This window comes from Cellulomonas wangleii, from assembly GCF_018388445.1.
Lineage (GTDB): Bacteria > Actinomycetota > Actinomycetes > Actinomycetales > Cellulomonadaceae > Cellulomonas > Cellulomonas wangleii.
Genome location: NZ_CP074405.1, coordinates 2,632,926 through 2,645,694, shown reverse-complemented (window position 1 = coordinate 2,645,694; position 12,769 = coordinate 2,632,926). Strand labels below are relative to the sequence as shown.

At 73.2% G+C, this 12,769-nt stretch carries 12 protein-coding genes; 4 read left to right on the top strand and 8 right to left on the bottom strand.

Translation table 11 applies throughout. The features are described from left to right. Window positions 1-25: 25 nt before the first annotated feature. Window positions 26-898: a serine/threonine-protein kinase gene (locus KG103_RS12135; RefSeq protein WP_207340912.1), complete on the bottom strand. Its 873-nt coding sequence runs from the start codon at window positions 896-898 to the stop codon at window positions 26-28. Window positions 899-1,148: 250 nt separating this feature from the next. Here KG103_RS12135 and KG103_RS12130 point away from each other — a divergent pair, with 250 nt between their 5' ends. From KG103_RS12130 to KG103_RS12120, 3 genes are all read left to right on the top strand, one after another. After that, on the top strand, window positions 1,149-2,333 hold the full coding sequence (locus tag KG103_RS12130) for a ferrochelatase (RefSeq protein ID WP_249670575.1): 1,185 nt from the start codon (window positions 1,149-1,151) through the stop codon (window positions 2,331-2,333). 51 nt (window positions 2,334-2,384) lie between these two features. After that, window positions 2,385-3,086, top strand: a complete 702-nt coding sequence (gene hemQ, locus KG103_RS12125; RefSeq protein WP_207379066.1) for a hydrogen peroxide-dependent heme synthase — start codon at window positions 2,385-2,387, stop codon at window positions 3,084-3,086. Window positions 3,087-3,165: 79 nt separating this feature from the next. Then, entirely contained in the window at window positions 3,166-3,573 is a 408-nt protein-coding gene (locus KG103_RS12120; protein ID WP_207340913.1) for an META domain-containing protein, read from the top strand. A gap of 61 nt (window positions 3,574-3,634) precedes the next feature. Here KG103_RS12120 and KG103_RS12115 read toward each other — a convergent pair whose 3' ends face one another. The 7 genes from KG103_RS12115 to KG103_RS12085 all read right to left on the bottom strand — a co-directional run bounded on the left by KG103_RS12115 (window position 3,635) and on the right by KG103_RS12085 (window position 10,977). Continuing rightward, window positions 3,635-4,933, bottom strand: coding sequence for a Glu/Leu/Phe/Val family dehydrogenase (locus tag KG103_RS12115; protein ID WP_372434896.1), 1,299 nt, complete (start codon window positions 4,931-4,933; stop codon window positions 3,635-3,637). Window positions 4,934-4,970: 37 nt separating this feature from the next. Next, window positions 4,971-5,486, bottom strand: a complete 516-nt coding sequence (locus KG103_RS12110) for a hypothetical protein (RefSeq protein ID WP_207340914.1) — start codon at window positions 5,484-5,486, stop codon at window positions 4,971-4,973. Between the two features lie 144 nt (window positions 5,487-5,630). Further along, entirely contained in the window at window positions 5,631-6,674 is a 1,044-nt protein-coding gene (locus KG103_RS12105; protein WP_207340915.1) for a LacI family DNA-binding transcriptional regulator, read from the bottom strand. 145 nt (window positions 6,675-6,819) lie between these two features. Further along, window positions 6,820-7,728, bottom strand: a complete 909-nt coding sequence (locus KG103_RS12100) for a carbohydrate ABC transporter permease (RefSeq protein WP_207340916.1) — start codon at window positions 7,726-7,728, stop codon at window positions 6,820-6,822. Further along, a complete protein-coding gene (locus KG103_RS12095) occupies window positions 7,725-8,732 on the bottom strand; it encodes a carbohydrate ABC transporter permease (RefSeq protein ID WP_207340917.1) in 1,008 nt (335 codons plus the stop codon). The genes KG103_RS12100 and KG103_RS12095 overlap by 4 nt, the downstream gene beginning before the upstream one ends. Before the next feature lie 88 nt (window positions 8,733-8,820). Further along, on the bottom strand, window positions 8,821-10,122 hold the full coding sequence (locus tag KG103_RS12090) for an ABC transporter substrate-binding protein (RefSeq protein ID WP_207340918.1): 1,302 nt from the start codon (window positions 10,120-10,122) through the stop codon (window positions 8,821-8,823). 330 nt (window positions 10,123-10,452) lie between these two features. Continuing rightward, window positions 10,453-10,977, bottom strand: coding sequence for a DUF2505 domain-containing protein (locus KG103_RS12085; protein WP_249670574.1), 525 nt, complete (start codon window positions 10,975-10,977; stop codon window positions 10,453-10,455). 128 nt (window positions 10,978-11,105) lie between these two features. Here KG103_RS12085 and KG103_RS12080 point away from each other — a divergent pair, with 128 nt between their 5' ends. Next, window positions 11,106-12,587, top strand: a complete 1,482-nt coding sequence (locus tag KG103_RS12080) for a sensor histidine kinase (RefSeq protein ID WP_207340920.1) — start codon at window positions 11,106-11,108, stop codon at window positions 12,585-12,587. Window positions 12,588-12,769: the final 182 nt, after the last annotated feature.

Genomic DNA, 12,769 nt, shown 5'->3' with positions numbered 1-12,769 from the left:
CCGTCGGCGGTGTCCCCGCCGTGGTTCAGGAGACGCGCAGGGTCCGCTCGCGCTGACGTCGCAGTCCGCGCAGCTCGGCGGCCACGGCCGCCATCGTCGGGCGCTGCGAGGGGTCCTGCCGCGTCATCGCGCGCAGCAGCGCGGCGAAGTCCCGGTCCACGTCGTCCGTGATCCGGGGGCCGTGCAGCAGCCGGGCCAACGACGCGGTCAGGGGGTCGCCCGGGTACGCCCGGCGCCCGGTGAGGCACTCGAGGAGCACCAGGCCCAGCGAGTACATGTCGCTCGCCGGCCCGACCGGTCCGCCGAGCGCCTGCTCGGGGCTCTGGTAGCTGGCCGTCGCGCGGTCGTCGGGCTGCTGGGTGGGGTCCGAGGCCGCGATCCCGAAGTCCGCCAGCACGACCGGCAGGGCGGGGGCGTCGCGGCGTCCCGAGGCCGGCGTCGACGACGCGACCAGCACGTTCGACGGCTTGACGTCGCGGTGCACGACCCCGGCCCGGTGCGCGTGCGCCAGGCCCCGGGCCAGCTGGTGACCGATGTCGGCGGTGGTGGCGGCGTCGAGGGGTCCGTCGGCGACGACCTCGCGCAGCGTCCTGCCCTCCACCAGCTCCATCACGAGGAACGCGACGGGCCCCGTGCCCGGCACGACGTCCGCACCGACGTCCAGCAGGGCGACGAGCGAGGGGTGGGAGAGCTCCGCCAGGACGCGGGCCTCCTCGGCGTAGCGGCGGACCTGCGCGGGCGCGGCGTCCGCGAGCCGGAAGAGCTTGACGGCCACGGGCCGGTCGAGCCGGGTGTCGATCGCCCGGAACACCTGGGCGGACCCACCCTCTCCGAGGCGGGCACCGAGGACGTACCGGCGCGCCAGCTCGGGGGCCGCGTGCCGTCCGGCACGGGTCACAGCTCGCTCATCGCTCGGGCTCCGGTCTCACTCGGGGGTGGCACCAAGGTCGCGCCAGGACGACCGTAGAGCGCACGCCCGGCTGTCGCACGCGGAGCCACCCGACCGGGTGGCGGGCACGTCGGTGTCAGTCCCGGTCGCCGCGCGCGTGCGACGAGGTGACACCGTGTCCCGACAAGATCACGCGCAGGGCGGACGCCGCCCGCGGGGCGCGGCGGTTCCACGGTGCGATGATCGGACGGTGCCTCCCGTGACGCCCCCCACCAGCGACCTGCCCGCTGCGCCGACGGCCGAGACGGCCGGGCTGGCGCCCTACGACGCCGTCCTCCTGTCCTCCTTCGGCGGTCCGAACGGCCCCGACGACGTGCTGCCGTTCCTGCGCAACGTGACCGCCGGCAAGAACATCCCCGACGACCGGCTGGCCGAGGTCGCGGAGCACTACCACCACTTCGGTGGGCGCAGCCCCATCAACGAGCAGAACCTGGCGCTGCGGGCCGCCCTCCAGGACGAGCTGCGGCGTCGGGGTCTGGACGTGCCGGTGGTGTGGGGCAACCGCAACTGGGAGCCCTACACGAGCGACGCGCTCGCCGAGGCACTGTCGGGCGGCGCCCGCCGCGTGGTGGCCCTCGTGACGTCGGCCTACTCCTCGTACTCCGGCTGCCGGCAGTACCGCGAGAACCTCTGGACGTCGCTCGACGACGTCGCCACGCGTGCCGGTGCGCCCGCCGGGGAGCACCCGCTCGTGGTCGACAAGGTGCGCTCGTACTTCAACCACCCGGGCTTCGTCCAGGCCAACGTCGACGCGGTCGTCGAGGCGTACGAGGGCGTCGACCCGGGGACCGCGTGGCCGCGCCTGGTGTTCGTCACGCACTCGATCCCGGACACCATGGAGGAGGCCTCCGTCGTCGCCGGCGCGTCCTACCGGGAGCAGCACCTCGACGTGGCGCGCACCGTGGCGGCCGACGCGTCGCGGCGGCTCGGCCGCCCGGTGGAGTGGGACCTGGCGTACTGCTCGCGCTCCGGGCCGCCCAGCCAGCCGTGGCTCGAGCCGGACGTCAACGACCACCTGGCGGCCCTGTCGGCCGCGGGGACGACGTCGGTCGTGCTGGCGCCGATCGGGTTCGTCTCCGACCACATGGAGGTCGCGTTCGACCTGGACACGGAGGCGCTCGCGACGGCTCGCGAGCTCGGCATGAGCGCCGTGCGCGCCGACTCCGTCGGCGTCCGCGAGCCCTTCGTGCGCGGCCTGGTCGACCTGCTGCTCGAGCGCGCCGCGATCGCCCGCGCCGACGACGCCGGGCTCCCGCGCCCGGAGCAGGCGACCGCCGGCGACCTGCCGCCGTTCCGCTCGGTGTGCGCGCCCGGGTGCTGCCGGATGCGCGCCGGCGTCGACTCCGGCCGCCCGGCCGCGTGCTCGACCGACCCCTGGTCCTGACCGTCCCCGCCTGCCCAGCCCGCTGCCCACCGCCGATCCGACGGAGCCCTCGTGACCACGCCCGCTGACCCCGACGTCCTCAACTCGACCATCCGCTACACGATGTGGTCGGTGTTCGCCGCCGACGGACCTGTGCCCGCCGACGCCGCCGCGCGGGCCGACGTCGTGGCCGACGCCGAGCGCGCCGTCGCCGCGGACGAGGGTCTGGTGGTGCGCGGCTGGTACGACGTGGCAGGGCTCCGGGCCGATGCCGACCTCATGGTCTGGTGGCACGCCGAGACCGTCGAGCAGGTGCAGGGGGCGTACCACCGGCTGCGCGCGAGCGCGTTGGGTGCGCACCTGACGCCCGTGTGGTCGGTCGTGGGCCTGCACCGCCCGGCCGAGTTCAACCGGGCGCACGTGCCGGCCTTCCTGGCGGGCGAGCCCGCCGGCGACTACCTGTGCGTCTACCCGTTCGTCCGGTCGTACGAGTGGTACGTCCTGCCCGACGAGGAGCGGCGCCGCATGCTGCACGAGCACGGGGCCGCCGCTCGCGACTACGCCGACGTGCGGGCCAACACCGTCTCGTCGTTCGCGCTCGGCGACTACGAGTGGCTGCTGGCCTTCGAGGCACCCCGGCTCGACAGGATCGTCGACCTCATGCGGGACCTGCGCGCGACGCAGGCGCGGCTCCACGTGCGTGAGGAGGTCCCGTTCTACACCGGACCGCGGGTCGCGCTGACGGACTGGGTGGAGCGGCTGCCCCGGGCCTGACCCGCACGCCCGGGCCGGTGGCGGGGGACCGCGGTGGTCCAGCAGGGTGCCGTGATCGAGCAGGGTGCGATGATCAGGCATGCGCGACGACGGGCACGACCGACCGGGCACGGCCGACCCCGCGGGCTCGTCCCCGCCCGACCTGTGGCTGCACGGCACGTGGCAGGTCGTGCGTGCCGACGGTGACGCGCTCGCGGACGGGCTCCAGGGTCCGCCGTGGCTCACCTTCGACGGGGACGGCGTGGTGTTCGGCTACGCGGGCGTCAACCGGGTGCGCGGGACCTGGCGGCTCGAGGGGAGCGCGCTGACGTTCGGTCCGGTGGTCGCCACCCTCATGGCCGGACCGCCCGAGGCGGCGGTGACCGAGCGGGCGGTGCTCGGCGTCCTGCGTGACGGCGGCGTGCTCGAGCGCGCGGGGGACGCCGTCACCTTGCGGACCGCGGAGGGGCGCACGGCCGAGCTGGTCCGGGTCGCGCCGCGGAGTTGAGCGTGCGGTCCGGGACGGCCGGGCGCACGTGCGCCCAGCCTGCCCGTGCCGGGAGGGTCGGTCAGGGGTACAGGCCGCGGATCAGGTGCGCCTCGGCCACCCGCCGCACCCCGATGGTCATCGCGGCCTCGCGCAGCGTGACCGACTCGGCGCGCGCGAGCGCGGCCACCGCCTGGTGGCTCGCGAGCATGCGGTGCTCGAGCCGCTCGGCGATCTCGCCCTCGGTCCACCAGTACGCCTGGTTGGCCTGCACCCACTCGAAGTAGCTGACCACGACGCCGCCGGCGTTCGCCAGGATGTCGGGCACCACCACCACGCCGCGCTCGGCCAGCACCCGGTCGCCCTCCGTCGTCGTGGGGCCGTTCGCCGCCTCCACGACCCAGCGGGCCTTGACCCGTTCGGCCGACGTGGCGTCGATGACACCCTCGACCGCGGCGGGGACGAGCAGGTCGACGTCGAGCGCCAGCAGCTCCGTGTTGGACACCGCGTCCGCGTCGGCGAAGCCCGTGACGCGGCCCGTGCGGGCCACGTGCTCGACCAGGGCGGGGACGTCCAGGCCGTCGTCGCGCCGCACGCCCCCGTGCTGGTCGCTGACCGCGACGACGCGCGTGCCCGCCTCGTGCAGCAGCCGTGCGGCGTGCGACCCGACCTTGCCGAAGCCCTGCACCGCGGCCCGAACCTCCGACAGGTCCACGCCGTCGTCGCGCAGTGCGGCACGAGCGGTGTGCACCACGCCCTGCGAGGTCGCCGTGGGGCGCCCCAGGGAGCCGCCGACGGCCAGGGGCTTGCCCGTGGTGACCGCGGGGATCGTGAACCCCCGGTTGACCGAGTAGGTGTCCATGACCCAGGCCATCGTGCGCTCGTCGGTGCCGATGTCGGGCGCCATGATGTCCCGCTCCGGGCCGATCATCGGGCTGATCTCGCTGGTGTACCGGCGGGTGACTCGCTCCAGCTCGGCGGCCGAGTGCGCGTGCGGGTCGATCGTGACGCCGCCCTTGGCGCCGCCGTAGGGCACGTCGACGACCGCGCACTTCCACGTCATCCACATGGCGAGGGCGCGCACCTCGTCGATGTCCACGCCCGGTGCGTACCGCAGCCCGCCCTTGGCGGGCCCCCGCGAGATGTTGTGCTGCACGCGGTACCCGGTGAAGACGCGGACGTCGCCGTCGTCACTCCGCAGCGGCACGGCCACCCGCAGCTCGCGGCGCGGTGTCGAGAGGACCTCGTGCAGGCCGGCGTCGTAGCCGAGGATCTCGACGGCGCGGTCGAGCTGGTGCTGTGCGGTGGCCAGCGGCGCAGACCCGGGGTCGGGGGGAACGGTCATGCGGTCCGTGGTCGGTGCGGGGAGGGTGTCGGCCATGCCCCACACCCTGGCACGCCGTGCCGCCCCGCACCCGTCAGCACAGGCGGATGTCGGTGACCCACCGCGCGATGTTGCCGCCCAGGTGGCGGCTGTGCCGTGCGGGCACCAGGACGCACATCCCACGCGACCCGTCGGAGTACAGGGGGGCGACGAACAGGGCGCTGTGCCGGCAGTTGATGACGCGTGCGGACCACGGCGACGGGAACGCGAGGTAGTACGACGACAGGTACGAGCACCACGCCTCCTCGTCCTCGATCGTGGCCTGCGGGCGGGCGTCGCCCGTGCGGGGGAGCGGCGGCGCCTCCGCACTGCCCGCTGCACCGCCTGCCGGTGCCGATGCCGACGGCTCGGGGGCGGGTAGGCCCACAGCACCGGCGAGGGCGCCCCGCGCCCCGGCAGCAGCCGGCGTGATGGTCGCGATCAGGGCGAGGACCACGGCCGTCGTGGTCGCGGCCGTGCGTCGGCGCGCGCGGCGGCGGGTCTCCCGGGCGCGTTCGCGGCGGCTGGCCGGGCGGGTGTCGCCCGTCGTGAGCGTCGTGCTCCGGCGCATGGTGCTCCTCTCGACCTCGACAGGCGTCGTGGCGGGGACGCCGTACATCGTCGTACGGCGTCGCGACCACCCTGGCGTGGCACGAGAGGACTGTCAAGGACCGTCAGCACGCCGGTCAACGTCGGCATTGCTGCCACGGGTGCGTCAGGCCGACGCGCGGACCACCAGCTCCGGGGCGAAGATCAGCGGCTCGCCGGCGGGTGCGCCGTGGAGCTGGTCGAGCAGACGGGCACCGGCCGCCCGGGCCATCGCCACGACGGGCTGGATGACGCTCGTCAGGGGCGGCGTGGTCGACGCCGCGACCCCGAGGTTGTCGTACCCGACGACCGCGACGTCACCGGGGACCTCGCGGCCGAGCTCCGCGAGGACGCCGAGCGCACCGGTGGCCATGAGGTCGGACGCGATGAAGATGCCGTCCACGTCGGGGAAGCGCGTCAACAGGTCGCGCGCGGCGTGGGCGCCCGAGGTGATCGTGAAGTCGCCGTGCACCACGGCGGCCTGGTCGAGACCGGCCTCCGACATCGCCTGCCGCCATCCGGCGAGCCGGTCGATGCCCGCGGACATGTCCTGCGGACCGGCGATCGTCGCGATGCGCCGGCAGCCCCGGTCGATCAGGTGCTGGGTCGCCAGGCGCCCGCCCTCGGTGTTGTCCGTGTCGACGTACTGCACGTCCTCGTCCGGCGCCGACAGCGGGCGGCCGACGAAGACGTTGGGCACGTGCGAGGCCAGCAGCGCACGGTCCAGCGCGTCGTCGCGGTGGTGGGAGACGACGATGGCGCCGTCGACGTGGCCGTTGCGCAGGTAGCGGATCGTGCGCTCGCTCTCACCCGGGCGCGCGATCACCAGGACCACCTGGATGTCCGAGTCGGCGAGCGACGTGCTCAGGCCGTTCAGCGTGCCGGCGAAGAAGGGGTCGGACAGCACGCGCTCGTCCGGCTCCGGGACGACGAGCGCGATGGAGTCGGTGCGACGGGTGACGAGGGAACGCGCGGCCCGGTTGGGGGTGTACCCGAGGTCGGCGACGGCGGCCTCCACGGCGGACAGCGCCTCGGGCGAGACCCGGAGCCCACCGTTGATGGCGCGTGACGCGGTCGAGCGTGAGACCCCGGCACGTTCGGCGACCTGCTCGAGCGTCGGCGCGGCGGGGCGCAGCTGGTCGCCCTGGGTCGAGAAGTTGTCGACCACCATTGGTCATCCCCTCTGTGGCTGCACTGCGGCAGCGTCATCGTTCATGTGGCCGTCCTTCGGGAGCGCTCGCCCCGAGGTTACCTGGCGGCCGGGTCCGGCCCCGGCCGGGCAGCCGCGTGGCGGCCCGGCCGGGGACGTCGAGCGGTCAGCCCTTGACGGCACCCGCCATGATGCCTGCCACGAGCTGGCGGCCGGCGACCACGAACAGCACGAGCAGCGGGATCGTGGACAGCACGACGCCGGCCATGATCAACGACATGTCCTTGAAGTAGGACGCCTGCAGCAGCTGCAGCGCCACAGGCAGCGTCGGGTTGGTCGAGCCCAGGACGATGAACGGCCAGAAGAAGTTCGTCCAGGACCCGACGAACGCGAACAGGCCGAGCATGACGGCCGCCGGACGTGCCGCCGGCAGGGCGATGCTCCAGAACGTGCGGATCATCGACGCCCCGTCCACACGGGCCGCCTCGATGAGCTCGTACGGCAGTGCGGACTCGAGGTACTGCGTCATCCAGAACACGCCGAACGCGGTCACCAGACCGGGCACGATGACGGCGACGAGCTTGCCGATCCAGCCCAGCTCCGACATCACGATGAACAGCGGGACGATGCCGAGCTGCGTCGGCACGGCCGTCGTGGCGATGACGAACAGCAGCAGGCCGTTGCGCCCGCGGAACCGCAGCTTCGCGAACGAGAAGCCGGCCAGGGTGGAGAACAGCACCACCGACACCGACGTCGCGATCGCGACGATAAGCGAGTTGGTCAGCGCCTTCCAGAAGTTGATGTCGGCGGTGAGGACCTTGCCGGCGTTCTCCAGGAAGTTGCCCTGGGGGATCAACGACGGGATCGGGTTCTGCGCGATGGTCGACGCGTCCGAGCTGGCCAGGAGGAAGGCGTAGTACAGCGGCAGGATCGAGCCGATGATCGCCGCGCTGAGCAGCAGGTACGTGACCCAGCCCGGGCGTCGCTCGGAGCCGTAACCGCGCGTGCGCTTGGCGTACCGCGCGGCGCTCGCGCCGGCCGTCTGCCGGATGTAGGGAACCGAGGGCGCGCTCATCGCTTGACCTTCTTCCGTGCCTGCTTCGGTGTCGATTCCGAGGCGATCCGTCGGGTCAGCCAGAAGTTGAGCATGCCGACGGCCAGGATGATGAGGAACAGCACCCACGCCACCGCGGCGGCCCGGCCGAAGCTCTTCTGGTTGCCGAACCCGAGCTCGTAGATGTACATCGTGACGGTCATCCACTGGCGGCCGGGGCCGCCCTGGCCGAGCTGGTCGAACATCCGCGGCTCGTCGAAGATCTGCAGGCCACCGATCGTGGACGTGATGACCACGAAGATGATGGTGGGTCGGATCTGCGGGATCGTGATCGAGAAGAACTGGCGCAGCCGGCTCGCACCGTCGATGACGGCCGCCTCGTAGAGGTCGCGCGGCACGGCCTGCATCGCCGCGAGCAGGATGAGCGTGTTGTAGCCGGTCCAGCGGAAGTTGACCATGCTGGCGATCGCGGCGTGCGAGGGCAGCACGGAGCCGTGCCACTTGATCGGCTCGACGCCCGCGAAGCCGAGCACGGTGTTCACGAGCCCGGACTGGTCGGCGAAGAGCTTGCCGAAGATGAGCGCGACGGCGACGGGGGCCACGACGTAGGGCACGAGCACGCCCATGCGCCAGAAGGTCCGCGCGCGCAGGTTCGCGTCGAGCAGGGCCGCCACGACGACGGCCACCATCAGCTGGGGGATCGTCGACAGCAGGAAGATGCTGAAGGTGTTGCGCAGGCCCTTCCAGAAGTTCGGCTCCTGGAAGACGAAGGCGAAGTTCTCGAAGCCGACGAACTCCCCCTGGCCGCCCAGCAGGTGCCAGTCGTAGACGGACACGTAGGCGGTGTACGCGAGCGGGAACAGCCCGGTGAGGGCGAACAGCAGGAAGAACGGCGAGATGTACAGGTACGGCGAGACCTTGACGTCCCAGCGGCCCAGCGTCTGGCTGAAGCCGACGCGGCGCGGGGGCCGGGGGGAGTCGGGCAGCCGGCGCCCAGCGCGCGGCTGCTTGGTCGAGGTGGCCATGGGGGTCCTCCGGAGGCTCAGGGGCGACGCGGGCGAGGCCGGGCCGGTGGCGGTCGCCACCGACCCGGCCTCGTGCGGTCAGGTCAGGTCAGCCGAGGCCCTCGACGACCTGGACGTAGGTGTCCCACTGCGCGGTCCGGTCGGCGCCGTTGACGTCCACCTCGACGATCGCGTTCGAGATCGCGTCCTGGATCGTGAAGTACTGCGGACCCTTGAACGGCACGACGACGTCCTTCGCACGGTTGGCGAGGATCTCGCCGACCGGGGCGTTGTTGAAGAACTCGTTGGTGGCGGACTTGATCTCGTCCGAGTCGAGCGCCTCGACCTGGCTCGGGAACGTGCCCTTGTTCTGGAACGCCTCGATCTGCTGCTCCGGGGCGGTCAGCCACGCGGCGAGGTCCTTGGCCGCGTCGACGTTGGCGCCCTGCGACGGGACCGTCAGGAACGAGCCGCCCCAGTTGCCGGAGCCGCCGGGGAAGACGTCGGCGATGTCCCAGCCGGTGACACCGGCGGCGTTGCCCGCGATGACACCGAGCATCCAGCCCGGCGCCAGCATGGCGGCGAAGCCGTCCGTCTGGAAGGAGTTGGTCCAGTCGTCGCTCCACTGGGTGAAGTGGGCGGACAGGTTGTCGTCGACCGCGGCGGCCGTGACCTGGTCGTACATCTCCTTGATGCGCGGGTTCTCCAGCGCGATGACGTCACCGGTGTCGGGGTCCTCGTAGGCCGCCTCCTCCTGGTTGACCATGCCCTGGTAGACGGCCGAGGCCGAGTCGAAGAAGGGCTTGCCGGTGGCGGCGGTGTACTGCTTGCCGACCTCGAAGAAGCCGTCCCACGTGGCGTCGGCGCCACCGAACAGCGCGGCGACGGACTCGCGGTCGCTCGGCAGGCCCGCAGCCTCGAAGAGGTCGGCGCGGTAGGCGATGCCCTCCGGGCCGATGTCCGTGCCGTAGCCGATGAGCTTGCCGTCGGGCGTGGTCGCCTGCTTGACCTTCCACTCGAGCCAGCGACCCTCGACGTCGGGGGAGGCCAGGTCCTCGAAGTAGTCCGGGTACTGCATGAGCTCGGGCAGCCAGTCGACCTCGATGGCCTCGATGTCGGCGGTGCCGGAGCCGGCGGCCAGACGCGTGTTGAGGTTCTCGCGGGCCTCGTTCGAGGTGGCGGCGACCTTCTGCTCGACGGTGACGCCCGGGTTCTCCGCCTCGTAGCGGTCGAACATCTCGTCGGTGTAGCCGAACTCGTTGAACGTGGCGACCGTGAGGGTGATGTCGCCGCCGTCCGCGGTGCCCTCGTCGTCGGCTGCGTCGTTGCTCGAGGAGCAGGCCGTGGCGACGAGCGCAATGCTCGTCACACCCGCTGCGAGCGCCCACGCCTTGCGTGTGGTCTTGCGCACAATGACTCCCTTGTCAGTCGGACGGCTGCCTCGCCGTACATCTGGTACGTGCGGCCCGCCCGGACGTCACCGACCGGACAGGCACAGCTCGTTGGGCTCGTGGGCCCGGCGTGGACACGCTCCCAGCTCTTGCTCGCGGGAGCGTTCCCACGCACTGCGGACACAATCGACCCGGAGATGGTCGGGTGTCAAGGATCCGGGACGGGAGCCGGTGGGTGGTAGCGGTTCCACGCGAGCGTCGTCGCAGGTCAGGGGCGGTTCCCACGCCGTCCACGTTACCCAATCGTTACGGCTCGGAGACCTCCCCGTGGCCACCGATCGGGGGACGGGTCAGCGGGGTGCGGTCCCGCCCTGCGGCGCGTCGTCGTGCGCGCCCGCCAGCCACCGCGCGGCCACGGTCTCCTCCGTGCCGAGCGCGCCGCGCACGGCCGTGGCGGCCGCCTCCTCGACCGCGGCGGCGAACAGCGGCACGGCGGCCCGCACCTCGCCGTCGTACGTGACGCGGGCGGCGTCCGGTCCGGCGGCCACGAGCGACGTGCGGCCGGTCACGCGCACCGGTGCGCCGGCGATCTCGACGACCACCGTGCCGGAGCGCGAGCCGTCGGGTGCCGGGGCCTCCCACGCCTCGACCTGCCGGACGTCGATCCGGTCACCGACGAACGGACGCAGGTGCGGCGGGATCTGGGCGGTCGGCAGCGCCCGGCGCGAGGTCACCGTGAAGGCGGCGTCGGCGCTGCCGGTGACGTCCACCTGCTGCTCCACGGCGCCGGCGGCGCGCACCTTGGCGTGCACGTAGGCGGGGTCCGCGAGAAGCCGGGCCGCGCCGACCACGTCGGTGGGCAACTCGATCGTCACGTGCAGCTGCACCGCTGGACCCCCTCGGTGGTCGGGCTGGGGCGCGGGCGGTCGCCCGGGCCCGTGGCGGACCGGGTGCGCCGGTCCCGCCGTCGTCGAGCGTAGCCGCCGCTGCGTACCCTGGGCGGGTGTCCACGCTGAGCGACCTCGTCGCGCGCCACGGTGCGCTCGACCCCGCCGACCTCGAGTGGCTGCACCTCCTGGTCGGCGACTGGCAGGTCGTGTCCGACCTGGCGTTCGCCGACCTCGTGCTCTGGCTCCCCACCGTCGACGGCGAGTTCGTCGCCGTCGCGCAGTGCAGGCCCTCGACGGGCGCGACCGTGCACTACGACGACATCGTCGGGTCGCGGCCCCCGGAGGGGCAGGTCGCCCAGCTCCGGCGGGCGCTGGAGGAGCAGGCACCCCAGCGCTCGCGCGAGCCGCGGTGGTTCGGCTCCTACGCGGTGCGCGAGGAGGCTGTGCCGGTCGTGCGCGGCGGGCGCTCGATCGCTGTCCTGGCGCGTCAGACCAACCTCGGCGGCGCGCGCACGCCGTCGCGTCTGGAGCTCAACTACGTCGAGGCCGCGGACGACCTCGTCGCGATGATCGCCCGCGGCGAGTTCCCCGCTCACGACGCCCCCACGGGTCCGCGCCGCGGTGCGCCCCGGGTGGGCGACGGGCTGGTGCGGCTCAACGGGGAGGGCGAGGTCCTCTACGCGAGCCCGAACGCCCTGTCCTGCTTCCACCGGCTGGGGGCGCTCGGTGACCTCGTCGGGCGCTCGCTGATCGAGGTCACGTCAGACCTCATCGAGCAGAACGCGACCGTGGACGAGTCCATGCCGCTGGTGCTGATGGGCCGCGCGCCGTGGCGCGTCGACGTCGAGGCGCGCGGGGTGGCGCTGTCCCTGCGGGCCGTGCCCCTGACCGAGCGCGGCGAGCGCACCGGGGCCGTCCTGCTCTGCCGGGACGTCTCCGAGCTGCGCCGCCGTGAGAGGGAGCTGATCACCAAGGACGCGACGATCCGGGAGATCCACCACCGGGTCAAGAACAACCTGCAGACGGTCGCCGCGCTGCTGCGGCTGCAGTCGCGCCGGATGAGCTCGCCCGAGGCCCGGGAGGCACTGGGGGAGGCGATGCGTCGGGTCGCCACGATCGCCCTGGTCCACGAGACGCTGTCCCAGACGCTCGACGAGAGCGTGCCGTTCGACGACCTGGTCGGCCGGAGCCTGCGCCTCGCCGCCGACGTCGCGACCGCGGGTGCGCACGTGCGGACCACGGTGCGCGGGTCGTTCGGTGCCGTCTCGGCGGAGGACGCGACGGCGTTGGCCCTCATCCTCACCGAGCTCGTCACGAACGCCGTCGAGCACGGGCTCGCGGGGCGCGAGCAGGGGACGGTCGAGATCGTCGTCGACCGGCGGGACAACGTGCTGCGCGTCGAGGTCGTCGACGACGGCGCCGGCCTGTCCGAGGGCAAGGGCGCCGGCAGCGGACTCGGGACGCAGATCGTCTCGACGCTCGTCCGCAACGAGCTGGGGGGCTCGATCGAGTGGCGCAGCCGGGAGGGCGGCGGCACCTCCGTCGTCATCGAGGCGATGCTCCGGCAGGGGCGGGACGCGGCCACCGTCGCCTGACGTCCAGGGACCGCGGGTCGGGTGTACCGCGCTGCCCCGCTGCTGCGGTCACGACCTGCCGCCGTCGCGGTGCCGGGCGTCGCGGACGTCCGTGCCGACAGGCTCCCGTCACGACGACAGGGTCCCGGAACGACGACAGGGTCCCGGAACGACGACAGGGCCACCGTACGGTGGCCCTGTCG

Excerpts from the sequence above, each read along its gene's own strand:
- KG103_RS12095 (WP_207340917.1), bottom strand. The coding sequence starts at position 8,732 with ATGGCCACCTCGACCAAGCAGCCGCGCGCTGGGCGCCGGCTGCCCGAC.
- KG103_RS12105 (WP_207340915.1), bottom strand. The coding sequence starts at position 6,674 with ATGGTGGTCGACAACTTCTCGACCCAGGGCGACCAGCTGCGCCCCGCC.
- KG103_RS12110 (WP_207340914.1), bottom strand. The coding sequence starts at position 5,486 with ATGCGCCGGAGCACGACGCTCACGACGGGCGACACCCGCCCGGCCAGC.
- KG103_RS12100 (WP_207340916.1), bottom strand. The coding sequence starts at position 7,728 with ATGAGCGCGCCCTCGGTTCCCTACATCCGGCAGACGGCCGGCGCGAGC.
- KG103_RS12120 (WP_207340913.1), top strand. The coding sequence starts at position 3,166 with ATGCGCGACGACGGGCACGACCGACCGGGCACGGCCGACCCCGCGGGC.
- KG103_RS12115 (WP_372434896.1), bottom strand. The coding sequence starts at position 4,933 with ATGGCCGACACCCTCCCCGCACCGACCACGGACCGCATGACCGTTCCC.